The organism is Mangrovactinospora gilvigrisea (genome assembly GCF_001879105.1).
GTDB classification, from domain to species: Bacteria; Actinomycetota; Actinomycetes; order Streptomycetales; family Streptomycetaceae; genus Mangrovactinospora; species Mangrovactinospora gilvigrisea.
In genome coordinates this window covers 1-26,247 of sequence record NZ_MLCF01000059.1, presented here as the reverse complement: position 1 = coordinate 26,247, position 26,247 = coordinate 1, and the positions used below count along the sequence as shown (strand labels likewise).

Sequence of the window (26,247 nt, the reverse complement as noted above, 5' to 3'; positions counted from 1 at the left end):
TTGGACACGATCCTCGGCCCCCTCTACACGATCGTCTCGTGGGTCATCGTCCAGTTCCACAGCTTCTTCAGCCTCATGTTCAACCCGGACGGCGGGCTGGCGTGGGGCCTGTCGATCGTGCTCCTGGTGCTGGTGATCCGGGCCGCTCTGATCCCGCTCTTCGTGAAGCAGATCAAGGCGACCCGGGCGATGTCGGCGCTCCAGCCGCAGATGAAGGCGATCCAGGAGCGCTACAAGAACGACAAGCAGCGCCAGTCCGAAGAGATGATGAAGCTGTACAAGGAGGCGGGCACCAACCCGTTCTCCTCGTGCCTGCCGATCATCGTGCAGTCGCCCTTCTTCATCTCGCTGTACCAGGTGCTCAAGCACATCGCCGACAACAAGCCGGTCGGTGTGATCACGGTCTCCTCCGGTCTGCTGGCGAGCGCGGGCAAGGCGCACATCTTCGGGGCCCCGCTGGCGGCGACCTTCGTGGGCGCGGGCCACTACAGCAACTCCACGAACATCCGGATCGTCGCGGCGATCATGATCGTGATGATGTCGGCGTCCCAGTTCCTCACGCAGCGCCAGCTGATGACGAAGAACATGGACACCACGGTGAAGACGCCGTTCGGTCAGCAGCAGAAGCTGCTGATGTACGTCTTCCCGGTCATGTTCGCGGTCTTCGGCATCAACTTCCCGATCGGTGTCCTCGTCTACTGGCTGACCACCAACGTGTGGACGATGTGCCAGCAGCTGATCGTCATCCGCCGCAACCCCACCCCGAACAGCCAGGCCTGGCGCGAGCGCCAGGAGCGCCTGAAGGCGCACGGCCTGCTGGACGCCAAGGGCAACGAGATCAAGCGCTCCTTCTTCGGGTTCGGCAAGCCGAAGGCCTCCGCGCTGGCGGCCGCCGCGGTGATGGCCGAGGAGCAGGAGGAGCAGGAGGCCGCCCAGGGGCGCCGCCAGCAGCCGAAGCGGACCACCAAGTCGCAGCGCCAGGGCGGTGCCGCCGTGCAGGACACGCGTCCGCCGGAGGACGCCGCGCCGCAGGGCTCGGCGACCGGCGCCGCCAAGAAGCCGTCCGGGCAGCCGGCGCGGAAGACCGCGGCGGGCGGCAAGCCGGCCCGTCCGGCCACCGGGAGCGCGGCGGCCAAGAGCACCGCGGCCAAGGGCACCCCCGCCAAGAAGGCGCCGGCGAAGAGCGCCGCGGCGAAGAGCACGGCCGCCAAGAGCACCGCGGCCAAGAGCGCCGCGGCCAAGAAGGCGGCGCCGTCCGGGCAGGGGCAGAAGAAGCCCTCCGGGCAGGGCGGTCAGGGCGGCGGCCAGGACGGCCAGAACAACCGGCGCAAGCAGCAGCCGGGGCGCAAGAAGTAGCGGCGGCGGGCGCGTCCCGTCCCCTTCAGACCAACCGCGGGGGTTGGCCGGGTCCGCCCGGCCGGCCCCCGCGGAGACGCAAGCGAAGCACGAGAAGGAGTCCAGCCGTGACGGACGGCACCACCGCCGCGGGCCTCGCCGAAGAGGCCGCCCCGCAGGTCACTCCCGAGGTCACCGATGAGGCCACCGCCGAGGAGGAGACCCCCGCGACGCGTGAGTCGCGGCTGGCCCGCCTGGAGCGGGAGGGCGACATCGCGGCCGACTACCTCGAGGGCCTGCTCGACATCGCCGATCTGGACGGCGACATCGACATGGACGTCGAGGGCGACCGCGCCTCGGTCTCGATCATCGCGGACGACGACACCTCGGTGTCCCGCTCGCTGCAGAAGCTGGTGGGCCGGGACGGCGAGGTGCTGGAGGCCCTCCAGGAGCTGACCCGGCTGGCCGTGCACCGCGAGACCGGCGAGCGGTCCCGGCTGATGCTGGACATCGCCGGGTTCCGGGCCCGGCGCCGCGAGGAGCTCGCGGAGATCGGGCGGAAGGCCGCCGAGGAGGCACGCAGCACGGGCAAGCCGGTGCGGCTGGACCCGATGACGCCGTTCGAGCGGAAGGTCGTCCACGACGCGGTGAAGGCCGTCGGCCTCACCAGTGAGTCGGAGGGCGAGGAGCCGCAGCGCCGCGTCGTGGTGGTCCCGGCCTGACGGTCGGGCAGAATCGTCATAGGAATGCCTGTTCGAGCCGATTCGGCTTGAGTCGATGGAGTGGGGAGCTGTGGTGAGTACGCGTCAGAGGGACGGCGGTTCCGGGGACGGGCCCGCCGCCGGGGCGCGTACCGGCGAGGCGGCGCCCCCGGCCCCCGCCGAGGCGGCCGAGGTCTTCGGTGACCGGCTGCCCCAGGCGGAGCGCTATGCGGCGCTGCTGGCCGGTGAGGGTGTGGTGCGGGGCCTGATCGGGCCCCGCGAGGTGGAGCGCCTCTGGGGGCGTCACCTGCTCAACTGCGCGGTGCTGGGCGAGGCCGTCCCTCGGGACGTGGCGCTCTGCGACGTCGGCTCGGGAGCGGGCCTGCCAGGCATTCCGCTGGCCCTGGTCCGCCCGGACCTCCGCATCACCCTGCTGGAGCCGCTGCTGCGGCGGACGACCTTCCTGGAGGAGGCCGTCGAGGAGCTCGGGCTCGACAACGTCACCGTGGTGCGCGGCCGCGCCGAGGAGATGGTCGGCAAGCTCGAGATGGACGTGGTGACGGCGCGTGCCGTGGCGCCCCTGGAGCGGCTGGCCTCCTGGGGGCTGCCGCTGTTGCGTCCGCACGGCGAGATGCTGGCCCTCAAGGGCGAGTCCGCCGAGGAGGAGCTGGCGGACGGCCGTCCGGCGCTGGACGCGCTGGGGGCGGTGGACGCCGAGGTCTTCCGGGTGGGTTCCGGTGTGGTCGATCCCGAGGCCACCGTGGTGCGGGTGCTGGTGGGCGAGGAGCCGGGCGGCCGGCGCGCCGCCGAGCGCCGCGCCCGTGCCGCCAAGGCGGCGCGCCGCAAGCAGGGTCGCGCGACCGCCAAGCGCGGTGGCCGGCGCCGCTGAGGCGCCGTTGCCGCTGACGGGCCGCCGTTGCTGACGTGTCGTCCCGGCGCCGAGAGGCCCGTGGAACAGCGGCCCGTGGGTCGCTGTTCCACGTGAAACGGCTCTGCCGAATGCCTGAAAATGTGCCAATCGGTGGCGTTTCTCCGCCGTTTGGACATTCTCTCGCACCACCGTGTTTCACGTGAAACGACGGTCACTGCTACCTGGCATCCTGAGCCGGGGGCGCGCCAGCGCCGACCGGTACGCAGAACACCGCAAGTCGCGCTCGGTCGAGAGGACGCGTTCGGCCGAACCCGGCTCCTCGCTACTCACTGGCGCCTCGAACGTGGCAGGCTCTGAGTGTTCGCCCCAGCCGCACGCTGTTCCATCGGCGAATCCTGCGAACAGCACAGCCGCCGAAGCTCCGGCGGGAGAGGAGCGTGGATCTTTGCCATCCGAACCCTATTCCGTGGGGTCGCACGCCACAGGGTCTGCGGCCCCGGGATCGGCGCCCGGCACGACCGCCGATCCGGTGCCGGGGCCTCGGGTGCCCGAACGGGGCGTCAACTCCCCGGCCGAAGCCGCTGTTTCACGTGAAACAGCCGGCGAACTGGTCGACGACACGCCGATCGGCCGGGCCGCGCAGGCCGCGGTCGAGGCGATCGGACGAGCCGGCGCGGGCCTGCCCCGTCCCGAGCACACCCGCGTCATGATCGTGGCGAACCAGAAGGGCGGGGTGGGCAAGACCACCACCACGGTGAACCTCGCCGCCTCGCTGGCCATGCACGGCAACCGTGTCCTGGTGGTCGACCTCGACCCGCAGGGCAATGCCTCGACGGCCCTGGGCATCGACCACCACGCCGAAGTCCCGTCCATCTACGACGTCCTGATCGAGGGCCGGGAGCTCTCCGAGGTGGTGCAGGCGGTCCCCGATGTGGAGGGCCTCTTCTGTGCCCCCGCCACCATCGACCTGGCCGGCGCGGAGATCGAGCTGGTCTCCGTGGTGGCCCGGGAGAGCCGGCTGAAGCGGGCCCTGGAGGCCTATCAGCAGCCGCTGGACTACATCCTGGTGGACTGCCCGCCCTCGCTCGGCCTGCTCACCGTCAACGCCCTGGTGGCCGGCGCCGAGGTGCTGATCCCCATCCAGTGCGAGTACTACGCCCTGGAGGGGCTGGGGCAGCTGCTGCGCAATGTGGATCTGGTGCGCGGCCACCTCAATCCGTCCCTGCACATCTCCACCATCGTCCTCACCATGTACGACTCGCGTACGCGGCTGGCGTCCCAGGTCGCCGACGAGGTGCGCAGCCACTTCGGGGAGTCGGTGCTGAGCACCAACATCCCTCGTTCGGTGCGTGTTTCCGAAGCACCCAGCTACGGGCAGACGGTGCTGACCTATGATCCCGGTTCCACGGGGGCACTGTCGTATCTGGAGGCCGCCCGGGAGATCGCGCTGCGCGGTGCCCCGGTGCCGAATCCGGCCGCACCCGCGGAGAACAGCCACACCGGTGTCGCCGGGATGCCGCGCACCGCGAGCACGGAGGGCGAGCAGTGAAAGAACGACGCAGGGGGCTGGGGAGAGGGCTGGGGGCGCTGATCCCCTCCGCTCCACCGGCAACGGCCGAGGAGAGCGGCAAGCCCGGGGAGGGCGTCTCCGTCCTGGAGGGCGAGCGGGGCCTGGCGGCCGCCAAGGTGGTCGCGCTCGCGGAGGTGCCCGGCCCGTCCGAGGCTCCGATCGCGGACGCGGTTTCACGTGAAACGGCGTCGGCCCGGCCCGGTCCGCCGGAGGCGGAGTCCGTGGCCGGCGCCTACTTCGCCGAGGTTCCGGCGACCGCCATCCACCCCAACCCCAGGCAGCCGCGCGAGGTCTTCGACGAGGACCAGCTGGCCGAACTGGTCGCCTCCATCAAGGAGGTGGGGCTCCTCCAGCCCATCGTGGTGCGGCGCACCGGGCCGGAGCGCTACGAGCTCATCATGGGCGAGCGGCGCTGGCGGGCCTGCCGCGAGGCGGGCCTGGAGCGGATCCCCGCGATCGTCCGGGCCACCGAGGACGAGCGGCTGCTGCTCGACGCCCTGCTGGAGAACCTGCACCGCGCCGAGCTCAACCCGCTGGAGGAGGCGGCCGCCTACGACCAGCTGCTGCGCGACTTCTCCTGCACGCATGAGGAGCTCGCCGACCGCATCGGGCGCTCCCGCTCCCAGGTCTCCAACACGCTGCGGCTGCTGAAGCTCTCCGCCCGGCAGCAGCAGCGGGTGGCGGCCGGGGTGCTCTCCGCCGGGCATGCCCGGGCGCTGCTCGGCCTCGACGATCCCGACGAGCAGGATGCGCTCGCCCAGCGGATCGTCAATGAGCAGCTCTCGGTGCGCGAGGTCGAGGAGATCATCCGGGAGCGGGCGGACGGCACCGCCTCGGCGGTCCGCTCCAAGCGGCCCCGCGCCGGGCGTCGTCTCGCCCCGGAGCTGGACGAGCTCTCCACTCGGCTCTCGGACCGCTTCGAGACCCGGGTGAAGGTCGACCTCGGCCAGAAGAAGGGCAAGATCACCGTCGAGTTCGCCTCGCTGGACGATCTTGAGCGGATCCTTTCCTCGATGGCGCCCGGCGAGGGCCGCGTCCTCGCCCGCTCCACCGACGAGGAGGACGCCGAGTCCTAGGGCCGGCATCCGGCCCCCGGAGTGCGGCGCGCTCCCGGCGCGCACTGGGCGGTTCCCGTTTCACGTGAAACGGGAACCGCCCAGCTGCATGATGGAGGAGAGGGCGAGGGCGGTTCCGATGCGTCGGAGCCGCCCCGGTGCGGAGGGAGAAGGTGTGGGACGCAGGCTGGCTCCCCTGACGCTGGACAACCTCGGCGATATGCCGAGCCGGTGCCGCGGATGCGTGTTCTGGGAGCTCGATCCGGTGAGCGGCGACGCGGCGATCCGCGGCGGCCATCCCGAGCTGGAGAAGGAGGCGTGGATCTCCGGGGTCCTGCTGGAGTGGGGATCCTGCGGACGGCTGGTCTATGTGGACGAGGAGCCCGCGGGCTATGTGCTCTATGCGCCACCGGGCTTTGTGCCGCGGTCCGCGGCCTTCCCGACGAGTCCGGTCTCCCCCGATGCGGTGCTGCTGATGACGGCCCGGATCATGCCGGGGTATCAGGGGCAGGGGCTGGGTCGGGTACTGGTGCAGACCGTCGCCAAGGATCTGGTGCGGCGGAACTTCAAGGCGATCGAGGCCTTCGGCGAGGCCCGCTGGGAGAAGGCGGCCTGCGTGCTGCCGGCGGACCATCTGCGCTCGGTGGGCTTCAAGACCGTCCGCCCGCACCACCGCTATCCGCGGCTGCGGCTGGAGCTGCGCTCCACCATCTCCTGGAAGGGCGATGTCGAGGTGGCGCTGGAGCGGCTGCTGGGCGGGGCCCGCAAGGAGCCGGCGCTGCGCCCGGTGTGAGAAGACCTCGGGCCCGCGTCGTGTTTCACGTGGAACCGTGAAACACGACGCGGGCCCGAGGTGTGCGCGAGCGGCGTCAGAGCAGGATCGACGGCAGCCGCAGCATGCCCGTCGGCTCGTCGTCCTCCGGCGGCAGGAAGAGCCGCTGCACCGCCACCGCGATCGACTCCACGATCTCCTCACGGCGCGTCAGCAGCCGCCCCGCGTCGCCGTAGTGGGTGAGGTAGCCGATCTCCAGCCGCACCGCGGGCATCCGGGTGCCGCGCAGCAGGCTCCAGGTCTTGCCGTGGATGCGGTCGTCGCCGAAGCCGCAGCGGGCCACCAGCTCCCGCTGCGCCAGCCCGGCGAACTGCTGCCCGGTGGGCGAGTAGCGGGTGTCGTGCCCGTAGTAGTAGGCGGCGACGCCGTTGGCCCCCGGGTTGGCGTGCCCGTCGACATGGAGCGAGATGACGAGGTCCGCGTCCGTGGCGTTGGCGAAGGAGGCGCGCTCCTCCTCGGAGACGACGGAGCCCTGGCCGTTCTCCGGACGGGTCAGATAGGTCCGGACGCCGAGCGCGGTGAGCCGTCCCTCCAGCCGGGTGGTGAGCTGCCACACCTGGTCGGCCTCGGTCATGCCGTGGGCCTCCACACCGGTGTCGTCACCGCCGTGGCCCGGGTCGAGCACCAGCACCTTGCCGGCGAGCGCGGGTCCGGCGCGCAGCAGGTGCTCGGTCTCCCTCATCGCCTGCGGCTGGCCGCCGGTGACCGTGCGCGTCAGGTTGGCCAGGGCGCGGTAGGTGGACGGGCCGCAGGTGCCGTCGGTGACGAGCCCGATGTTGCGCTGGAACTCGCGCACCGCATGGCCCGTGCGGGCCCCGTAGATGCCGTCCACGAGCCCCGGGGTGAAGCCCATGTCCAGCAGCCGCTGCTGGAGTTCGGCGATGTCGTCCCCCACCATCGGTCGTCCGACCCAGTGGGTGAGGATGCGGTCGCCGAGCCGATGGCGGGCCTCGTCCAGATGACGGTAGGTCTCCGGGCCGACGATGCCGTCCACGATCAGGGCGCGCTGCTGCTGAAAGTGGCGGACCGCGGCATCCACCGCAGCGGTGAACGCGTCGGCGCCTTCGGCCTGCTCCTGTTCCGGGAGCAGATTGAGGCGGACGAGCTTGCGGCGGATCTCCGCGACGGCCGGGCCGGAGTCGCCGAGCCGCCACAGCGGCCGCGGCGAGGGTGGGCGCTGCTGGGTCATAGAGCGAAGTGTTTCACGTGAAACGGCAGCGGCGGGGGCCGGTGGTACCGGCCCCCGCCGCTGCCTGCGCGGAGTTGATGGACGATCAGGCCTCGAGGACGTCCGACAGGTCGCGCACCAGCGCGGACTTCGGCTTGGCGCCGACGATCGTCTTCACGACCTCGCCACCCTGGTACAGGTTGAGCATCGGGATGGACATCACGCCGTACTGCTGGGCGATGCCGGGGTTCTCGTCGACGTTGACCTTGACGATGTCGATCTTCTCGGAGTACTCCGTGGCGATCGCCTCCAGGGACGGGGCGATCTGGCGGCACGGGCCGCACCAGGAGGCCCAGAAGTCGACCAGCACGGGCTTGTCGGACTTCAGCACCTTCTCCTCGAAGGTTGCCTCGGTGACGGCGGGGGTGATCTCGGACATGGGTCGCGCTCTCCTTCGGTGTCGGTTGCGCAGCGGTGGTGCGGGTGAAGCGGGCCTGGCGTCAGACCGCCGCGGCGGCGGGCTCCTGCTCCTCGGCGTGGTCGGCCAGCGAGGCGAGGAACCGCTCCGCGTCCAGCGCCGCGGAGCAGCCGGTGCCGGCCGCGGTGATGGCCTGGCGGTAGGTGTGGTCGACGACGTCGCCGGCGGCGAAGACGCCCGTCAGGTTGGTGCGGGTGGAGGGGGCCTCCACCTTGATGTAGCCCTCGCCGTCCAGCTCCAGCTGCTCCTCGAAGAGCGCGGTCCGCGGGTCGTGGCCGACCGCGATGAAGAGGCCGGTGACGGGGAGCTCGCGGGTCTCGCCGGTGACGGTGTCGCGCAGCGTCAGGCCGCTGAGCTTGCCGTCGCCCTGGATGGTGTCGACCGCGCTGTTCCAGGCGAAGGAGATCTTCGGGTCGTCGAAGGCGCGCTGCTGCATGGTCTTGCTGGCGCGCAGCGAGTCGCGGCGGTGCACAATCGTCACGGACTTGGCGAACCGGGAGAGGAAGGTCGCCTCCTCCATGGCGGTGTCGCCGCCGCCGACCACGGCGATGTCCTGGTCCTTGAAGAAGAAGCCGTCGCAAGTGGCGCACCAGGAGACGCCGCGTCCGGAGAGGGCGTCCTCGTTGGGGAGGCCGAGCTTGCGGTGCTGGGACCCGGTGGTGACGATCACGGCGCGGGCGCGGTGCACGGTGCCGGCGGAGTCGGTGACGGTCTTGATGTCGCCGGTGAGGTCGACGGCGGTGACGTCGTCGGAGATCAGCTCGGCGCCGAACCGCTCGGCCTGGGCGCGCATCTGGTCCATCAGGTCGGGGCCCATGATGCCGTCGCGGAAGCCGGGGAAGTTCTCCACCTCGGTGGTGTTCATCAGCGCGCCGCCGGCGTCGATGCTGCCCTCGAAGACCAGGGGCTTGAGCTCGGCGCGGGCGGTGTAGAGGGCCGCGGTGTACCCGGCGGGGCCGGAACCAATGATGATCACGTTGCGGACGTCGCTCACGGGGGGCCTTCCCTGGCTTCTCTCGACTGGCTCGACTGCTCTGCTGCGGTCTGCGGCGGCGGTTTCCCGGCAGTGCCGCGCGCACCCCGCACAACGGTTGCGGACCGGTGGACATTCCCGGAGCACCGCGGTGGTTCGGCGATCGACGTTAGCAGCTTGGCGAGCCGTGGCCCGTCAGGGCAGGAGGGGGTTTCAGCGGGGGATGCTGCGCACCAGGAGCGGGTGGGCGGCGGCCGAGGTGCAGGGGTCCGGAAGGAGGTAGACGCGGAGCCGCGTCGGGCCGTCCGGGTAGACGAGCACGGTGACGGCGCGCCCTTGGTAGGTGCCGGGGCCGGAGGCGAGCGGTGCGGCCTTCGCCTGCGTCTGACCCGGTGCCTGCGGCGGGGCGCAGGAGGTGGTCGGGCGCGCGGAGTTGGGGCTGGGGGCGGACTCGGGCTGCTGCTGGGTGGTGCTGTGCCGGGTGGATCCCTGGACGAGGCGGTGGACCTGGTCGGTGAGGCCCGCATCGGTGTAGACGGGGCCGTGGTGGGGTGCGGAGGCGGAGCCGGTGTTGCTCTTCGCGCCGCTGCCGGCGCTGAGGTCGTTGTGGGACGGCGCCAGCGTACGGACGACCGCGACTGCGCCGCCGGCCACGACGGCGAGCGCGGCGGTGGCGAGCACGGCGCGCGCCAGCCAGCGCTTGCGGCGCGGTGCGCGGGCGGGAGCGCGGCGCGCGGGGGGCCGCGTCGCGTCGTCGCGCGTGGGCGGCGCGGTGCGGCGCGCGCCGGTTTCACGTGAAACAGGGGGCGCGGCGGCGGTGGCAGCGGTGCGGGCGTCGGCCTCGGCGGTGAGCGCCTCGGTGAGGCGCGCGAAGACGTCGTCCGGCATCGGCTCGGCGGTGCTCTTGCCGAGGCCGCGCAGCACGGCGGGAAGCGCCGTCAGCTCCTGGTGCGCGGCCGCGCACTCGGCACACCCCTCCAGATGCGCACGCAGCGCAGCCACCTGCGCCCCCGAGAGCCCCTCGGCCTCGTCCCGCGGCGCGGGAAGCCCGCCGTCCGCCTCGCCGTCGCGCACGGTGGATTCGGACGCGTCGGACTGCTGGGCGGCGTCGTCGGCTGTACCGGCCGGACCGGGGACGCGGACGCCGGCGTCGCCGTCTGCCCCGGAGCGCTCCGGCGCGGCCGCCGTGGGGGGCTGCTCGTCCGTGTCGACCGCTGCGGCGTGGGTGGCGAGCAGGGAGAGGTCTTCCAGGGTGGGGTGAGTGGGGTCGGGGAAGGGCTGGGCGTGGGTCATGCGCGCTGCCCTCCTTGTCCGGGGGCCGGGGTGGCCGCCGGTTCTGTGACGGACGCGGAGCCGGAGGGGTTCCCACCGCCGCCCTTGCCGTCCGGGCCGCGCAGATGGCGCAGCAGCGGCAGCAGGCGTGCGCGGCCGCGTGCGCAGCGGCTCTTGACGGTGCCCGGCGGCACCTCCAGGATCCGAGCGGCCTCGGCCACGGGATAGCCCTCCATGTCGACCAGGACCAGCGCCGCGCGCTGGTCCGCGGGGAGCGCGCGCAGCGCGTCGAGCACCTCGCGGTGCGTCTCGCCGCGCACCACCGGCGCCTCCGCGGACTCCGCGGGCGGAGTGATGCGGTCGCGCACCTCCCCGTCCGGCAGCGCCGCGGTGGGGCGCGCGGACGCGCGCCGCGCACGGTCGAGGCACGCGTTGACGACGATACGGTGCAGCCACGTGGTGACCGCCGAGCGCCCCTCGTAGCTGTGCGCCTTGCGGAAGGCGGAGACGAGCGCGTCCTGCAGCGCGTCCGCCGCCTCCTCGCGGTCGCCGCCGAGCGTGCGCACCGCGACCGCCCACAGCCGGTCGCGATGACGGCCCACCAGTTCACCGAAGGCCCGTGGGTCTCCGGCGGCATGGCGGGCCATCAGCTCGGCGTCGCTCGGTGGTCCTTCCGGCGCTGCCACCCCGTCCCCCGCTCCCCTCTGCATCGGTGCTACTGGCCCGCTCCCAGCACCGAGATCTCGTCGATCCCGCCGCGGTAGCCGTCACCGCCCTGGCTGGGCAGCGACGTGATGTGGACCAGAACATAGCGCGTCTTCACGGGCTTCGAGAGGGTTGCGTCGATCGTCGCGCGCGGACGGCCGAGCGGCGTGAGCCGCTGCGAGAAGTCCGAGAGCCGCGTGGGGTCGTTCGCATCGGCCGGCGCGGCGAGGATCTCCGCCGAGCCGCCCGCCCGGTACATCTTCACCTTCACCTCGGAGACGGGGACCGCCTTGCCGAGGTCGACGATGATGCCGCTGCCGTCCTTCCGCGTCGGCAGGTTGCCGAAGTTGGCGTAGCCGTAGAACGCGGACGTTATCCACGCGGTGTCCGGGTTCCCGTCGACGGCCTTGCCGGCGTCGCCGCCCTGTATCGGTGAGCCGAGGGGGGAGAACTCGGTGGCGCCGTCGATGTGCAGCGGCTTGGCCGCGGCCGTGGTGGGCGTCGTCTTCTTGTGCTTGGCCGCGTCGCCGGTCCCCGTGGAGTTGGACTTCTCGCCGCGGTCGATGACCGTGCGCGCCATCTGCCAGCTGCCGAGGCCCAGGGCGACGAGCACCACCACGGTGACGACCGCCTTGATGGCCCGTCCGGTGCGGCCGGGCAGCGCCGGGGGCGTCGCCGGCACCTGGGCCGTGGCGGGCCCTGTCGGGCCTGCGCCGCCCGGACGGCCGCCGTTGGGGGCGGCGCCGCGCGAGGCCGGGGCGCCGGGGTACGGCGACCAGCCGGTGGCGCTGTAGGTGGGGACGGGGTCCGGCTCCGGCGGGGCCACCTTGGGCATCGCCGAGACCGCCGCGGAGACCTCCGCCGGGGTGCCCAGCGGCTCGTCGTACTGGTGCGGCAGCACCTCCGCGCGGCCGGCGGCCAGTGCGCGCACCGCGATGTCGGCGAGCGGGCGGTTGACGCCGGCGATCACCTGGTCGGGCGGGACCAGCCCGAGGTTGGCGGGGATGCCGGGGAGGCCGTGGCCGCCGTCCGGCTCGGGCCAGTGGCCGCAGAGCGAGGCGTAGAGCATCGCGCCGAGCGCGCGGGTGTCGGAGGCCTGCTGCTCGCTCTCGCTCATCCCGGTGCCGTCGATGCCGTGCAGCGCGGCGTCCACGGCGAGGCCGTTGATGCGGTACTGGCCGCTGTCGGTGCGCAGCACGCAGGACGGGTGGAGGCGGAGGTGGGAGAGGCCGCCGCGGCGGGCGGCGGCGAGCGCCGCGGAGACCTGACGGGTCATCTGGTAGGAGTCGTACGGCTCCTGGGCGCCCTCGGAGAGCAGGGTGTCGAGGCTGGCGCCGTCCGGCAGCCACTCGCGGACCACGTACGCGGTGCCGTTCTCCTTGACGGCGTCGAGGACGTGGACGAACCGCGGGTCGGGGAGGAGGGCCGCGGAACGGGCGGCGGCGATGACGCGGTCGGCGCGGGGGTGGTCGGAGGCGAGGACATAGATGCCGACGGCGCGGCGGAGCTTCTCGTCCATGGCGCGCCAACTGCTGAAGCCGGACGCCTTGGCGACGCACTCCTCGAGCCGGTAGCGGTCGGCGAGGCGGTGGCCGCTGTGCATCTCGGGCGCGGCGGCGGGCTCCGCCGGCTCGGCCTGGTCCCCCTCGTCGCCGCCGGAACCTTCGGTGTCGTCAGCGTCGTGAGCGTCGTCAGAGCGGTCAGAGTTGTCGGTGTCGTCGGTGTCGTCGGTGTCGTCGGTGTCGTCGGCGGAATCGCGCGCCGGATCGGCTTCCGATCGTGCGGCCGGATCGGCCTCCGGATCGGACGGTGTTTCACGTGGAACCCCGTCGCCGCCCCCGGTCTCACCGACCTCGTCGGCGGGGGCCGCGTCCTGCTTCGCTCCGGGCGTCGCGCCGTCGTCGTTAAGCGGCTTCTTCGGGGCCGGGCCCCGCTCCTCCGCCACGTCGACGGCGGCCTCGCTGCGTTCCGCCACCGTCGTCCTGCCTCCCCATCGCTTGAAGTCCCGAAGGATAATTGTGCCCGCTACCCGGGGGTCTGTACGACCTGCCGAAGGTCTCTCGGGTTGCATGTTGATTCGGACAGATCCGGCGGCACCTGCCTCGGCGGAGCCGCGGATTCAGCGGCCGAGCTTGCCCCGCACCGTTGCGACGAGGGCGTTCATCTCCTCGATCCGCAGCAGCCGGGCGCCGATCACGAACATCGGGAGGAAGACCGCGGCGCCGACGGCCAGCCCGGCGATCGAGGCGAACCACGATGCGCCGATCAGGTGGGAGATGAGCCGGGCCACCAGGTAGGCGACGATCGTCGCCGGGACGCAGGCGCCGCAGAGCCGCAGATAGGTCCGCATGATCCGGGCCCCGTCCAGGTCGCCCAGCCGGCGCCGGAGCCGGCCGGAGGCCACCACGACGCCGACCAGGTAGGCGATGCCGTAGCCGGCGGCCATCCCGGCCACCGCGAAGCGGGCCGGCAGCACCAGATAGGCGATCCCGGAGAGGGCTGCGGTGCAGGCGGCCACCCAGACGGTGTTGTAGAAGGGTGTCTTGGTGTCCTCGTAGGCGTAGAAACCGCGGAGCATCACGTACTGGGCGGAGAAGGGGATCAGACCCAGCGAGAAGGCCATCAGGATGATGCCCAGCGACTGCGAGGACTGGCTGCCGGTGCCGATGCCGAAGAGCGTCCCGCCGATCTGCGGGCCGAGCGCCAGGAAGAGGAAGGCGCAGGGGACGATCGCCACCGCGGAGGTGCGCAGCCCGTAGGAGAGGTCGTCGCGGACCGCGCTGTGGTCGCCGTCGACGGCGGCCCGGGAGATCCGCGGCAGCACCGCCGTCATGATCGAGACGGTGATGGCGGCCTGCGGCAGCTGCCAGATCTGCAGGGCGTTCTGATAGGCCGCCAGGCCCGCCCCGCCGAAGCCCTGGTGGACTGCGGCGGAACCGGCGGCGGTGGCCAGCTGGGTCGTCACCAGCAGCCCGGCCTGGTTGGCGAGGACGAAGAGGAAGGTCCAGCGGGCGAGCCGGGCGGCGTGGCCGAGGCCGTGCCCGCGCCAGTCGAAGCGCGGACGGAACCTCAGGCCCGCGTCCCGGACGTAGGGGATCATCGCCAGCGCCTGCACCACCAGGCCCAGCAGGGTCCCGATGCCCAGCAGCCGGACGCCCGCGTCGGGAACCGTCGCCGGGTCGAAGTGGGTGGAGCGGAACGGGCCGTAGACCCAGATGAAGAGGCCGCAGGAGGTGATGATGACGATGTTGTTGAGGACCGGCGTCCACATCATCGCCCCGAACCGGTTGCGGGCGTTGAGGATCTGACCGAGCACCACGTGCAGGCCCATGAAGAAGATGGTCGGCAGGCAGTAGCGGGCGAAGGCGACGGTGACCCGGAAGTTGTCCGGGTTGCTGGCCATCGGCTCCGAGACGAGGCGGACGAAGAACGGCGCCGCCGCCACGGCGATCACCACCAGCACCAGCAGGATGCAGCCCACCAGGGTCAGCAGCCGGTTGGCGTAGGCCTCGCCGCCGTCCTTGTCGTTCTTCATGGAGCGCACCAGCTGCGGCACGAAGACCGCGTTGAGGGCGCCGCCGGCGATGAGGATGTAGAGCAGCGTCGGCAGTGTGTTGGCGGTGCCGTAGGAGTCGCCCAGCACGTTGATGCCGATCGCCGAGGCGAGCACCAGGTTGCGGACGAAGCCGAGCAGCCGGGAGACCAGGGTGCCGGAGGCCATCACCGCGCTGGAGCGCATCAGCCCGCCGACCCGGCCGCCGCCGGTCGCCGGGGCGGCCTCGCCCTGTTGCGGCTGCGGCTGTTCGCCCTGGGGCGGCTGCGGGTACTGCTGGGGGTGCGGCGCGTAGGGCTGCGGTGCCCCGGCCGGCGGGACCGGCGGCAGCGGCGGGCCCGGCTGCGGCGGGTTGTCGTAGTCGTAGGGCGGGGCGGTCTCCTCGAATTGCCCGGCCATGAACTGGGCGGTGGTGTAGCCGCCGGCGCGCGGGTCGTAGGGGGCGGGGCCCTGCTCCGGGGGGACGGCCGCGTAGGCGCCGTGCGCCCCGTAGGCGTCGTACCCGGGCTGCTGGGGCTGCTGCTGGTCGTAGGGCTGCTGCGGCTGCTGCCCGTACTGCTGCTGGCCGCCGTACTGCTGGGGTTGCGGTTGCTGCTGCGGGTACGGCTGCTGGGGGTACTGGCCCTGCGCCGGGTCACCGCCGTACGGCTGCTGCGGGGGCTGCGGGGCCCGTGGATCCTGCGGGGTCCGGGGATCCTGAGGGGGCTGCGGAGGCTGTTGCGAGTACTGCGGGTACTGCTGGCCCTGCGGCGGCAGCGGGTGCTGCTGCTGCCGGCGGCGCTCCTCGTTCTCCTCGGCGCCCGAGATCAGGTCGTCGACACCGGTATAGGGGTCGTCCTCGCCGTAGCCCGAGTACTGCCGGTAGGTGTCGCGGGTGTAGGCGTCGTCCCGGCGCCCGCCCTCGCCCGGAGAGCCCGAGCCCGGCTCGCTGTCGTACGGCGCGTTCATCCCTCAACCTTCTCATCCGCACCGGATCCTTCGGCACCATCGGCGGCCGTGTCCGCGCCCTCGTCCGGACCCTCGCCGGGGCCCTCCTGGGGTGCGTCGCCCTGCGGGCCGCCGTCGGCCTGGCGCCGGGCCCGCTTCCGGTACATCCGGATGATCGCCACCACCACGATGAGCAGCCCGAGCCCGACGACGATCAGCACGCTGTTGCCGGCCGAGGTGACGTTGATGGTGATGCGCTGGGTGGGCCCGTAGGCCTTGCCCTGGAGGTCGTAGAGCCGCACGGTGACCACGGCCCGCCCGTTGGTGGTGGCGGTGGTCGGGAACTCCACCTGGCGGTTGGTGCGCGGCGGGATGTTGAGCCGGTGCCCGTCGCCGACCGTGACGCGGGTCGGCTGGTCGGACTGCATCCGCACCACCACCTGGACGGTCTGCTCCAGGTTGTTCAGCACCGTCACCGGGATGGTGGCGCTCTGCCCGGAGAGCGTGATGGTGCTGCTCTTGGGCGCGATGCGGACCGCCCCGGCGAGGTCGTCGAGGTAGTCGTTGGTCTCCTTCTCGAAGGCCCGCTCGCCGCTGGGGTCCTCCCGCCAGGCGGTGGAGACGGTGCGCATCATGGCGCCGTTGAAGGGGCCGGTGACGCGCTGCGGAGCGGTCAGGATCCGCACCATGTCCTGGAGTTGGGCGTTGACGGTGGCGACCTGGCCCAGGGTGGCGGAGGAGAGCTCGGTGGCGCGCAGCGAGGACGGGTAGGCGGAGGCGGACGGGACGCGACCGGGCGCGCTCGGGTCCGGGGCGGTCTGCTGCAGCTGCTTCAGCGAGATCGGGTCGATCCAGCCGCCCTTGTCCGCCGCCTTCAGCGCCTCGGCGAGGACCGTGGCCTGATCGGTCGTCATCCGCCGCGGCGGGACGATCAGCAGGGTGCGCTGCTTGCTCGGCGCCTCCATGGTGACCATCAGCGTCTGGGCGAGGATCTCCTGGACGGCCTCGGCCCGGGAGGCGGGCGTCGACAGGTCGCGGGAGAGGATCGAGCCGATCGCCGAGTCTGCGACGTCCTCGTGCAGCCCGCCGGCCAGGTTCCGCCGCGCGGACGGGGTGTAGGGCAGGCCGGAGCGGCCGATGCTGTCGCTGTTGGCGATGAAGGAGCTGGCCTTGGCCTGCTTGCCGGTGGCGATGATCGAGGAGTCCAGCCAGCCCTGGACCGGCCAGGCCACATCGGTGCGCGGCTGGACGCCGAGCTTGAGCGCGGTGCTGGCGTTGGCGCTGAGCTCCTGGGCGTTGGACAGCAGCGTCGACAGCTGCGCGGAGCCGTGCCCCCGGTGCGCGATGGAGGCGAGGTCGGGGTCGCCGACGGGCAGCCCCACCACGTCGTCGTGCGGGTAGTCGGCGGGGTTGGGCTGGGTGCCCCCGGAGCCGGACGCGCCGGCGGAGGCCGAGGGCGAGGGCGAGCCGGTGTCGCTGGGCGAGGCGGTCGCGGACGGCGAGGCGGTGGACGAGGGCGTGGACGAGCCGCCGTTCTCGGCGAGCTGCTTGCGGGCCTGGGCGGCGTCCTTGTAGTCGACCATCGCCCACTGCAGCTCCGTCAGCCACTGCTTGGCGGCGGTGCCGCCGGAGCCGGCCTTGGTGCCGCTGCCGCTCGCCACCCGGTAGCCGCCGGCCATGGCGTCCGCGGTGATGGCGAGGTCGGGGTCGACGACCCAGGTGACCGGGAGCGAGTCGCCGAGCTTGACGATCCGGTCGAGCCGGCCGCCGGAGCGCATCTCGGAGGTGAGGCCGTCGTTGCGGAGCACCGGGGTCTGCCGGACGTCGGCCATGGTGCGGGCGGTGACCCGGGGCTCGTCGACCACCGGCCAGAGCGCGGCGGTACGGGTCGGCTGCACCCCGGAGTCGGACGGGAACCACGGCAGGAAGGTGCGGTCGATGCCGAGCGAGGCGCCGTTCTCCGCGGTCAGCTCGACGGCCAGCTCGTAGACGCCGTCGCCGGTGAGCCGCAGCTTGGAGACCGGCACCTTGAGGGTGAAGGTGGCGCTGCCGCCGGCGGTGATGTCCGGCATCGGATGGTCGGCGCCGTCCACCGGGGTGCCGTCGGCCGCGGTGGCCGTGGTGCGCTTGCTCACCTCGTTGATCGTGCTGCGCGAGCCGAGCGCACCGGTGCCGGTGCGCAGCCGCACCTTGGCGTTGTGCCAGGTGTGGCCGGTGCTGTTGCGGACCGTGCCGGCGAGGGTGAGGGTGTCGCCCTTCACCGGCGCCGTCGGCGACAGGTTGTCCAGCGTGATGGGGGCCCGGTCGGCGGCCGCCTCGACGGCGAGCGCGGACGCGGCCGCGGGCCGCGCCGCGGCGGATGCCGCGGTGGCCGGGGCGCCGAGCAGCAGCAGTGCGGCGGCGCCGGCGAGGGCTCTGCGGACGGGCTGCTCGAGCCGTCCTCGCCGCGGCGGAGTTGTCCGTGTCCGTGCCGGCTCGCCCACGCGTGATTCCGCCCTCGGGTGTGTCGTCGGATGTGCGTCCAGGAAGGTGCGTCCTGGAATGGTAACGACGGCGGGTTCCGCGAGTGCCGGGGCTCCGGCCGTCATGGTGAACCGCCTGCTCCCGGAGGGGGTTCGATCCTCCGCGGGCCGCGGTTCCCCCGCTCCTCCGGACGCGTCCGGAGGCCCTGCCGGTTCCGCTTGTCGCGACCGTCCGGGGCGGGTCGGGACGGACGTTACCCTTGTTGGTCGTGCCGAACGCCGAGAACACCCCCGAGATCGAGACCGCTCCCGCTGCGCCGCCCGCCGGCGGCGCCCTCAGCCAGGCGCAGCGCCGGGCCGTGGGCGAGCTGCTGCGGGTCTCCTCGGTCGCCGAGGACCTCGCCCACCGCTTCTCCGCAGCCGGCCACCGGCTGGCGCTGGTCGGCGGTTCGGTGCGGGACGCGCTGCTCGGCCGGCTCGGCAACGACCTCGACTTCACCACCGACGCCCGCCCCGAGCAGATCCTCGCGCTGGTGCGCGGCTGGGCCGACGCGGTGTGGGACGTCGGCATCGCCTTCGGCACGGTCGGCTGCCAGAAGGCCGGCGCGGACGGCGAGCCGCTCCAGCTGGAGATCACCACCTACCGCTCCGAGGCGTACGACCGCACCTCGCGCAAGCCCCAGGTCTCCTACGGCGACACCCTCGAGGGCGACCTGGTGCGCCGCGACTTCACCGTCAACGCGATGGCGGTGGAGCTGCCCGGCATCCAGTTCGTCGATCCGCACCACGGGCTGGAGGACCTCGCCGCGGGCGTGCTGCGCACGCCGGCCGCGCCGGAGGACTCCTTCTCCGACGACCCGCTGCGCATGATGCGCGCCGCGCGCTTCGCCGCGCAGCTGGGCTTCGAGGTGGCGCCCGAGGTGCGCGCCGCGATGACCGGCATGGCGGACCGGATCGACATCGTCTCGGCGGAGCGCGTCCAGGCCGAGCTCAACAAGCTGCTGCTGGCGCCGCATCCGCGCGCCGGGCTGACGCTGCTGGTGGAGACCGGCATCGCCGAGCGGGTGCTGCCGGAGCTGCCGGCGCTGCGGCTGACCCATGACGAGCACCACCGCCACAAGGACGTCTACGAGCACACCCTGACGGTGCTGGAGCAGGCGATCGACCTGGAGGAGGACGGGCCGGACCTGGTGCTGCGCCTCTCCGCGCTGCTCCACGACATCGGGAAGCCGCGCACCCGCCGCTTCGAGTCCGACGGCCGGGTCTCCTTCCACCACCACGAGGTGGTGGGCGCCAAGATGACGCGCTCCCGGATGCGGAAGCTGAAGTACTCCAAGGAGATGGTGGAGGAGGTGTCGCGGCTGGTGGAGCTGCACCTGCGCTTCCACGGCTATGGCACCGGCGAGTGGACGGACTCCGCGGTGCGCCGCTATGTGCGCGACGCCGGGCCGCTGCTCTCCCGGCTGCACAAGCTGACGCGCTCCGACTGCACCACGCGCAACCGGCGCAAGGCGCAGGCGCTCTCGCGCGCCTACGACGCGCTGGAGGAGCGCATCGCGCAGCTGCAGGAGCAGGAGGAGCTGGACTCGATCCGTCCGGATCTGGACGGCAACGAGATCATGACGATCCTCGGCATCGCGCCGGGCCCGGAGGTCGGGCAGGCCTACAAGCACCTGCTGGAACTGCGCCTGGAGAACGGCCCGATGGAGCACGGGGCTGCGGTGGAGGCGCTCAAGGAGTGGTGGGCGAACCGCTCCTGACGGACTGTTTCACGTGAAACGGCGCGGACGGACTGTTTCACGTGAAACCGGACCGATCCGGCTCAGCGCTCCTTGAGGCAGAGCAGCAGCTCGTCGCTGGAGCTGCCGGAGCGGTGCTGGGTGTAGACGCGGTCGGCGCCGGTCCCGTCGCACTGGGAGTCGTCGTTGCTGTCCTTGACCACCTTCTCGACCGTGAACTGGGCGTCCGGGTCGGAGCACTTGGTGATCTTCAGCTCGCTGGCGGTGGAGCCCGTCATGCAGTCGCCGGCCTTGGCGTGGTCGGGGTCGCTCTGCGACAGGACGAAGCCGGCGATGACGAGGCCGAGGACGACCACGCCGCCGATCACCCGCGCGATGATGCGCCCCCGGCCGGGCCCGCTCGGCGGACGCTGCCCGTAGTAGGGCGGACCGGGGACCTGGCCCTGGCCCTGCCCGGGTATCGGCCCCGGCACCGGGCCGGGCTGCGGCATCCCCTGGGCGTAGGGCTGCTGCGGGCCTCCGGCGTACGGCCCCGGCGCGGGGTTCGGCACCGGGCCGGGCTGCGCTCCGTAGGGCTGCTGCGGCGGCTGACCATAGGGCGGCTGCGGCGCCTGCCCGCCGTAGGGCGGCTGCTGCGGACCGTTCGGCTGCTGGCCCCCATAGGGCTGCTGAGGTCCGTAGGGGCTGCTCATGCTGCTCCCCCTCCACATACATGAGGTGTGTCGTCACGGGACAACGACTGCGCAACGGCTGCGCAGGGGAAGACTGTCAGGCGCGGGGCGCGGCGTCAGCTGCCTTTTGAGGACTGTGGCACTCGCGTGACATTGAGCCGTGCCCGGCGCCGCCGCCCCAGCGCATGGCCGGCGGCGACCAGCGCGTAGAGCACCGCCAGCGCGGCGAGGACGTGCGGGGCGCGCCCGTCCGCGGGCAGCACCAGCGCGGCGAGCGCGGCAGCGGCCACGTAGGCGCCGTTGAAGAGCATGTCGTAGAGGGCGAAGACGCGCCCCCGGTAGGCGTCGTCGACACCGCTCTGCACCGCGGTGTCGGTGGCTATCTTGACGCCCTGGGTGGCTATTCCGACGAAGAACGCCGCGGCGAGCACCGGAGCCTGACGGAAGGTGAGGCCCAGCAGCGGCTCCAGCACGGCGGCGGCGGCCGCGCAGGCGACGATCCAGCCGTCCACCCCGAGGCGCCGCACCGCGCTCGGGGTGATCAGCGCGGCGACGAAGAACCCGGCTCCGGAGAGGCCCACCGCCAGCCCCAGGGTGCGCAGCCCGGCCGCGGTGTCCGAGGGGTCGTTGAAGGCGTAGCGGCAGAGCATCAGCATCGTCACCGTCAGCACGCCGTAGCAGAAGCGCATCGCGGTGACCGCGGCCAGTGCGTCGGCGGCGGCGCGGCGCGCGGCGAGGTGGCGCAGCCCGTCGCGCAGCCCGCGCGCGGTGTCGGCGACCGCCGCGCGCAGCGGAATGCGGCGCACCCGGGCGGGGCCGAGCAGCGCGACGGGCATGGTGGCCGCGCAGCCCGCGGAGACCAGGTAGAGCGCGCCGGCGATGGCCACCACGGCGGCGTCCGCGCCGGAGCCGGGCGGCACCACCAGCTGGACGACGAGGGCGGCGCCGCCGCCGAGGGTGGCGGCCACCGTCCCGGCGGTCGGGGCGACGGCGTTGGCGGTGATCAGCTTCTCCGCGGGGACGGTGTGCGGCAGCGAGGCGGAGAGCCCGGCGAGGACGAACCGGTTGACGGCGGTGACCAGCAGCGCGGCCGCGTAGAAGGACCAGTCGGCGCGGGAGGTGAGCAGCAGCGCGGCGGTGGCCGCGGCGAGGCCGGCGCGCAGCAGGTTGGCGCGCAGCAGCACCTGGCGGCGGCGCCAGCGGTCCAGCAGCACCCCGGTGAAGGGGCCGAGCAGCGAGTACGGCAGCAGCAGCACGGCGAGCGCCGAGGCGATCTTGGCAGGGGTGGCCTGCCGCTCCGGGGAGAACACCACGTAGGAGGCGAGGGCCACCTGGAAGGCGCCGTCGGCGAGTTGCGAGGTGAGGCGGGTCGCCATCAGCCGGCGGAACTGGGGGTGGGAGAGCAGGGACCGGGTCACCGGGACAGTCTGCCGCCCCGCCGCCTCGGCGCCGAAGCCGTCCCGGGGCGGGCTATCTCACAACCGCGCGGCGCAGGCGCTCGACGCCCTCGGCGAGTTGGGCGGTGCCGGCGGCGCTGATGTGGGTGAGGCGCAGGTGCGGCGCGGGCGGTTCGGCCGGGTAGTAGGCGCGGCCCGGGGTGACGGCGACGCCCTCGGCGAGCGCCGCCGCGGCCAGCGCGGCCTCGTCGGTGCCGTCGGGCAGCCGCAGCCACAGGTGGTAGCCGCCGTGCGGGATCCGGGTGCGCAGCTCCGGGAGCGCACCGTGCAGCGCCGCCGCCAGCGCGCTGCGCCGCTCCCGCAATCCCTCGGCCAGCCTGCGCAGATGGGTGCGCCAGGCCGGCGACCCGACCAGTTCCAGCGCGGTCTCCTGGAGCGGCCGGGGGACGAAGAAGCTGTCGACGACCTGGGTGGTGCGCAGCCGCTCCAGCGCGGGCCCGCGCGCGGTGAGCGCGCCGATGCGCAGGCTCGGCGAGGTGGCCTTGGTGAGCGACCGGATGTGCACCACCACCCCGTCCGGGTCGTCGGCCGCCAGCGGCCGCGGCGAGGGCGGGGCGTCGGAGTGCGCCAGCAGCCGCGCGAAGTCGTCCTCCACCACGAACGCCCCGGCCTCGCGGGCGATCCGCAGCACCTCGTGGCGCCGCTCGGGGGCGAGCACCGCCCCGGTGGGGTTGTGGAAGAGCGGCTGGCAGACCAGCACCCGCGCCCCGGTGGCCCGGAAGGCGTCCGCCAGCAGCCCGGGGCGCAGCCCGTCGCCGTCCACCGGCACCGGGACGGGACGCAGCCCGGCGGCCCGCGCCACCGCGAGGGCGCCGGGATAGGTGGGGGACTCCACGAGCACCGGCGCGCCCGGCGCGGCGAGCGCGCGCAGCGCGGTGGTCAGCGCGCTCTGCCCGCCGCCGGTGATCAGTACGTCGGCGGCGGTGAGCGCGCCGTCCGGGCCGCCGATGTCGCGGGCGAACCAGGCGCGCAGCTCGGGCAGGCCCTCGACGGGCGGCCGCTCCCAGGTGCCGGGCCGCCGTCCGGCGCGGGCCAGCGCCCCGGCGAGCGCCCGCTCGGGCTGCAGCGAGGGGTGCGGGTAGCCGCCGTTGAGGTCGATCACCCCGGCGGCCGGGACGGCGAGCGTGCCTAGCACCCCGGAGGCGTCCGCGCGGCCGCGGCCGGCCGGGCCGTCGGCGGCGAGCGCCACCTCCTGCCAGGAGACGTCGCCGCCCGGTCGGGGCGCGGCCCGCAGCCGGGCGCGGAAGACGCCCGCGCCGGGCCGGGAGACCACCGAGCCCTCGGCGACCAGCGCGGCGATGGCCCGGGAGACCGTCACCGGGCTCACCCGGTGGCGCTCCATCAGGGTGCGGCTGGAGGGCAGTCGGCCGCCTTCCGGGTAGCGCTCCAGCTCGGCCCGGAGCACCGAGGCCAGCTGGTCCACACTGCTACCATGATTCATGTCAGGACACGATAGCGCTACTACGGAACCGCCGATAGCGCCGATAGCGCCGATAGCCGCATCCCGCGGAACCGCCCTCGCGGCCCTGGGAGTGCTCGGCTTCTCGCTCAGCTTCCCCGGCACGGCCTGGTCGCTGGCGGGCTTCGGCCCCTGGACGTCCACCGGGCTGCGCGGGGTGATCGCCGCGCTGCTCGCCGGGGCGGCGCTGGCCGCGGCGCGGGTGCCGCTCCCCGCCCGGCAGGACCGGCCCGGCCTGCTGGTCGTCGCGGGCGGCTGCGTGCTCGGCTTCCCGCTGCTCACCACATTGGCGCTGCAGACCTCCTCGACCGCGCACTCGGCGATCGTCATCGGGGTGCTGCCGCTGGCCACCGCGGTCGTCGCGACGCTGCGCACCCGGGTGCGGCAGCCCGCGCCGTTCTGGTGGGGCGCGGTCGCCGGCGCGGCGGTGGTGCTCGCCTTCACCCTGCTGCAGAGCCACGGCCGGCCGACGCTCGCCGATCTGTACCTGCTGGCCGCGCTGCTGGTGTGCGCGGCCGGGTACGCGGAGGGCGGCCGGCTGGCCCGCCGGATGCCGGGCTGGCAGGTGATCGCCTGGGCGGTGGTCGCCGCGCTGCCGGTCACCGCCGCCACCGCGGTGGCGGCCCTGGCGGTCGAGCCGGTGCACCCCACCGCCGAGGCGGTGGCCGGGCTCCTGTACATCGCCGCGGTCTCGCAGTTCGGCGCGTTCGTCGTCTGGTACCGCGGGATGGCCGGCATCGGGGTGGCGCGGGCCGGCCAGCTCCAGCTCGCCCAGCCGCTGCTCACCCTGGTGTGGTCGGTGCTGCTGCTGGGCGAGCACCTCCCTCCGGCGGCGCCGCCGACCGCGGCCGCCGTGCTGGTGTGCATCGCCGTCACGCAGCGCGCACGCGCCTGAGCCGGGGAGGCGTCAGCGCGCCTCCCCGGCCCGGGTGTTGATCCGGCGTCGGATCAGCGGTCGACCTCGCCGCGGATGAACTTCTCGACGGCCTCGCGGGCCTCGTCGTCGAAGTACTGGACCGGCGGGGACTTCATGAAGTAGCTGGAGGCGCTGAGGATCGGGCCGCCGATGCCGCGGTCCTTGGCAATCTTCGCGGCGCGCAGCGCGTCGATGATGACGCCGGCCGAGTTCGGGGAGTCCCACACCTCGAGCTTGTACTCCAGGTTCAGCGGGACGTCGCCGAACGCACGGCCCTCCAGGCGGACATAGGCCCACTTGCGGTCGTCCAGCCAGGCCACGTAGTCCGACGGGCCGATGTGCACGTTGTCGGCACCCAGGTCGCGGTCGACCTGGGAGGTGACGGCCTGGGTCTTGGAGATCTTCTTGGACTCCAGCCGGTCGCGCTCCAGCATGTTCTTGAAGTCCATGTTGCCGCCGACGTTCAGCTGCATGGTGCGGTCCAGGACGACGCCGCGGTCCTCGAAGAGCTTGGCCATCACGCGGTGCGTGATGGTGGCGCCCACCTGGGACTTGATGTCGTCGCCGACGATCGGCAGGCCGGCGGCCTCGAACTTGTCGGCCCACTCCTTGGTGCCGGCGATGAACACCGGGAGGGCGTTGACGAAGGCGCAGCCCGCGTCGATGGCGCACTGGGCGTAGAACTTGGCGGCGGTGTCGGAGCCCACCGGCAGGTAGCAGACCACCACGTCGACCTGGGCGTCCTTGAGGGCGCGCACCACGTCCACCGGGGCCTCGGCGGACTCCTCGATGGTCTCGCGGTAGTAGCGGCCCAGGCCGTCGAGGGTGTGGCCGCGCTGCACGGTGACGCCGGTCGGCGGCACGTCAGCGATCTTGATGGTGTTGTTCTCGCTGGCCCCGATGGCCTCCGAGAGGTCCGTGCCGACCTTCTTGGCGTCCACGTCGAAGGCGGCCACGAACTGGATGTCGCGGACGTGGTACTCGCCGAAGCGGACATGCATCAGGCCGGGCACGCGGGTGTCGTCCGGGGCGTCCTTGTAGTACTCGACACCCTGCACCAGCGACGCGGCGCAGTTGCCGACGCCCACGACGGCCACGCGGATCGGAGTGGTCCCCATCTCGGCTGCTCCTTCTACTCGTTCTCTTCGTCGAGGTGCCGGCGCGGGAAGCGCCGGCATGACCCGTGTCCGCCCGTCGATCGGGCGGTCACGAACCCCCGAGCGCATCGTCGTGGCGGGGCCGGCCGGCGCGCTCGGTCTCGATGAGCTCGTTGAGCCACCGGACCTCCCGCTCCACCGACTCCACGCCGTGGCGCTGCAGTTCGAAGGTGTAGTCGTCGAGCCGCTCCCGGCTGCGCGAAAGCGCGGTGCGCATCCGGTCCAGGCGCTCCTGGAGGCGGGCCAGCCGGCCCTCCAGGATCCGCATGCGAACGGCTCGATCGGTCTTGGCGAAGAACGCGAAGTGCACGCCGAAGTGGTCGTCCTCCCAGGCATCCGGCCCGGAGTCGGCGAGCAGCTCCTCGAAGTGCTGCCGTCCGGCCTCCGTGACGTGGTAGACGATCCGGGCCCGTTTTCCGGTGAGCCCCCGCGGGGGGAGCGCCGGGCCGTGGTCGTCCTCCTCCACCAGCAGCCCCTCGGCGACGAGCGCCTTGAGGCACGGGTAGAGGGATCCGTAGGAGAACGCCCGCAGGGTGCCGAGCAGGATGTTGAGCCGCTTGCGCAGCTCGTACCCGTGCATCGGGGCGTCGTTCAGCAGTCCGAGGACGGCGAACTCCAGGACTCCTGAACGTCGTCCCATGGCTCGCCCCTCCTCCGCAGCTGATCGTGTGCTTCGCCAGGTTACTGCCCAGGACGGGATGCGGTGTGCGCCCCGGCCTGTATCGGCACGATATACCGAGCCGATGTATCGGCGCGATACATACGGGGGTCATAAGGCCCGAACGAGCCCTTCCGTGCACCGCTGTGCCCCGGTTCGTCCGCACATGCGAGCGGCGCAGCGCACAGAAAACCGGCCCGGAATCGCGCGGAGGCGACGCCGGGCCGGTGTGGAGGACCGTGGAAAGGACTACAAAGAGATCCCTACCTTGTTCGTGCGGGGTCGGTC

Annotated in this window: 21 protein-coding genes; 8 read left to right on the top strand and 13 right to left on the bottom strand. The window is 73.0% G+C overall.

Going from position 1 to position 26,247, the window contains the following annotated elements; translation table 11 throughout:
* From yidC to BIV57_RS12245, 6 genes are all read left to right on the top strand, one after another.
* Entirely contained in the window at positions 1-1,356 is a 1,356-nt protein-coding gene (gene yidC / locus BIV57_RS12270; RefSeq protein WP_079170261.1) for a membrane protein insertase YidC, read from the top strand.
* A 224-nt stretch (positions 1,357-1,580) separates the two neighbouring features.
* Positions 1,581-2,057 (top strand): Jag family protein, encoded by a 477-nt coding sequence (locus tag BIV57_RS12265; protein WP_071656816.1) that lies wholly within the window; start codon positions 1,581-1,583, stop codon positions 2,055-2,057.
* Positions 2,058-2,130: 73 nt separating this feature from the next.
* The gene (rsmG, locus tag BIV57_RS12260; protein ID WP_071656815.1) at positions 2,131-2,925 is read left to right on the top strand and encodes a 16S rRNA (guanine(527)-N(7))-methyltransferase RsmG; all 795 of its coding nucleotides are present in this window, start codon (positions 2,131-2,133) and stop codon (positions 2,923-2,925) included.
* A 448-nt stretch (positions 2,926-3,373) separates the two neighbouring features.
* Positions 3,374-4,456, top strand: a complete 1,083-nt coding sequence (locus BIV57_RS12255; protein ID WP_107409551.1) for an AAA family ATPase — start codon at positions 3,374-3,376, stop codon at positions 4,454-4,456.
* Entirely contained in the window at positions 4,453-5,553 is a 1,101-nt protein-coding gene (locus BIV57_RS12250; protein ID WP_071656786.1) for a ParB/RepB/Spo0J family partition protein, read from the top strand. The genes BIV57_RS12255 and BIV57_RS12250 overlap by 4 nt, the downstream gene beginning before the upstream one ends.
* 154 nt (positions 5,554-5,707) lie before the next feature.
* Complete coding sequence (locus tag BIV57_RS12245) at positions 5,708-6,325, top strand: GNAT family N-acetyltransferase (RefSeq protein WP_071656785.1); 618 nt, start codon at positions 5,708-5,710, stop codon at positions 6,323-6,325.
* Positions 6,326-6,401: 76 nt separating this feature from the next.
* On the opposite strand, the gene BIV57_RS12240 is transcribed toward BIV57_RS12245, so the two are convergent.
* The 8 genes from BIV57_RS12240 to BIV57_RS12205 form a co-directional block, all read right to left on the bottom strand.
* Positions 6,402-7,553 carry an N-acetylmuramoyl-L-alanine amidase gene (locus BIV57_RS12240; protein ID WP_071656784.1) on the bottom strand — a complete coding sequence of 384 codons (1,152 nt, stop codon included), beginning with the start codon at positions 7,551-7,553 and terminating at the stop codon, positions 6,402-6,404.
* Positions 7,554-7,638: 85 nt separating this feature from the next.
* On the bottom strand, positions 7,639-7,971 hold the full coding sequence (gene trxA / locus BIV57_RS12235; RefSeq protein ID WP_071656783.1) for a thioredoxin: 333 nt from the start codon (positions 7,969-7,971) through the stop codon (positions 7,639-7,641).
* A 61-nt stretch (positions 7,972-8,032) separates the two neighbouring features.
* Positions 8,033-9,004 carry a thioredoxin-disulfide reductase gene (trxB, locus tag BIV57_RS12230; protein WP_071656782.1) on the bottom strand — a complete coding sequence of 324 codons (972 nt, stop codon included), beginning with the start codon at positions 9,002-9,004 and terminating at the stop codon, positions 8,033-8,035.
* A gap of 192 nt (positions 9,005-9,196) precedes the next feature.
* Positions 9,197-10,276 (bottom strand): anti-sigma factor family protein, encoded by a 1,080-nt coding sequence (locus tag BIV57_RS12225; RefSeq protein ID WP_071656781.1) that lies wholly within the window; start codon positions 10,274-10,276, stop codon positions 9,197-9,199.
* The gene (gene sigM, locus BIV57_RS12220; RefSeq protein ID WP_071656780.1) at positions 10,273-10,965 is read right to left on the bottom strand and encodes an RNA polymerase sigma factor SigM; all 693 of its coding nucleotides are present in this window, start codon (positions 10,963-10,965) and stop codon (positions 10,273-10,275) included. The genes BIV57_RS12225 and sigM overlap by 4 nt, the downstream gene beginning before the upstream one ends.
* Before the next feature lie 5 nt (positions 10,966-10,970).
* Positions 10,971-12,935, bottom strand: a complete 1,965-nt coding sequence (locus BIV57_RS12215; RefSeq protein ID WP_245797591.1) for a protein kinase family protein — start codon at positions 12,933-12,935, stop codon at positions 10,971-10,973.
* A gap of 144 nt (positions 12,936-13,079) precedes the next feature.
* Entirely contained in the window at positions 13,080-15,461 is a 2,382-nt protein-coding gene (gene murJ / locus BIV57_RS12210; RefSeq protein WP_071656779.1) for a murein biosynthesis integral membrane protein MurJ, read from the bottom strand.
* Complete coding sequence (locus BIV57_RS12205) at positions 15,458-17,923, bottom strand: DUF6049 family protein (protein ID WP_071656778.1); 2,466 nt, start codon at positions 17,921-17,923, stop codon at positions 15,458-15,460. Before BIV57_RS12205 ends, murJ begins: the two co-directional genes overlap by 4 nt.
* A 275-nt stretch (positions 17,924-18,198) precedes the next feature.
* Between BIV57_RS12205 and BIV57_RS12200 the strand changes: the two genes are divergently transcribed.
* Entirely contained in the window at positions 18,199-19,662 is a 1,464-nt protein-coding gene (locus BIV57_RS12200; RefSeq protein WP_071656813.1) for a CCA tRNA nucleotidyltransferase, read from the top strand.
* Positions 19,663-19,724: 62 nt separating this feature from the next.
* Here the strand turns inward: BIV57_RS12200 and BIV57_RS12195 are convergent, their stop codons facing one another.
* From BIV57_RS12195 to BIV57_RS12185, 3 genes are all read right to left on the bottom strand, one after another.
* Positions 19,725-20,333 (bottom strand): LppU/SCO3897 family protein, encoded by a 609-nt coding sequence (locus BIV57_RS12195; RefSeq protein ID WP_139275627.1) that lies wholly within the window; start codon positions 20,331-20,333, stop codon positions 19,725-19,727.
* A gap of 95 nt (positions 20,334-20,428) precedes the next feature.
* Entirely contained in the window at positions 20,429-21,688 is a 1,260-nt protein-coding gene (locus BIV57_RS12190; protein ID WP_071656812.1) for an MFS transporter, read from the bottom strand.
* A 94-nt stretch (positions 21,689-21,782) separates the two neighbouring features.
* On the bottom strand, positions 21,783-23,210 hold the full coding sequence (locus tag BIV57_RS12185) for an aminotransferase-like domain-containing protein (protein WP_071656776.1): 1,428 nt from the start codon (positions 23,208-23,210) through the stop codon (positions 21,783-21,785).
* Here BIV57_RS12185 and BIV57_RS12180 point away from each other — a divergent pair.
* Positions 23,209-24,123 (top strand): DMT family transporter, encoded by a 915-nt coding sequence (locus BIV57_RS12180; RefSeq protein ID WP_071656775.1) that lies wholly within the window; start codon positions 23,209-23,211, stop codon positions 24,121-24,123. The genes BIV57_RS12185 and BIV57_RS12180 overlap by 2 nt on opposite strands.
* A 53-nt stretch (positions 24,124-24,176) precedes the next feature.
* Here BIV57_RS12180 and BIV57_RS12175 read toward each other — a convergent pair whose 3' ends face one another.
* The gene (locus BIV57_RS12175; protein ID WP_071656774.1) at positions 24,177-25,262 is read right to left on the bottom strand and encodes an inositol-3-phosphate synthase; all 1,086 of its coding nucleotides are present in this window, start codon (positions 25,260-25,262) and stop codon (positions 24,177-24,179) included.
* Between the two features lie 88 nt (positions 25,263-25,350).
* Entirely contained in the window at positions 25,351-25,941 is a 591-nt protein-coding gene (locus BIV57_RS12170; RefSeq protein ID WP_071656773.1) for a PadR family transcriptional regulator, read from the bottom strand.
* Positions 25,942-26,247: the final 306 nt, after the last annotated feature.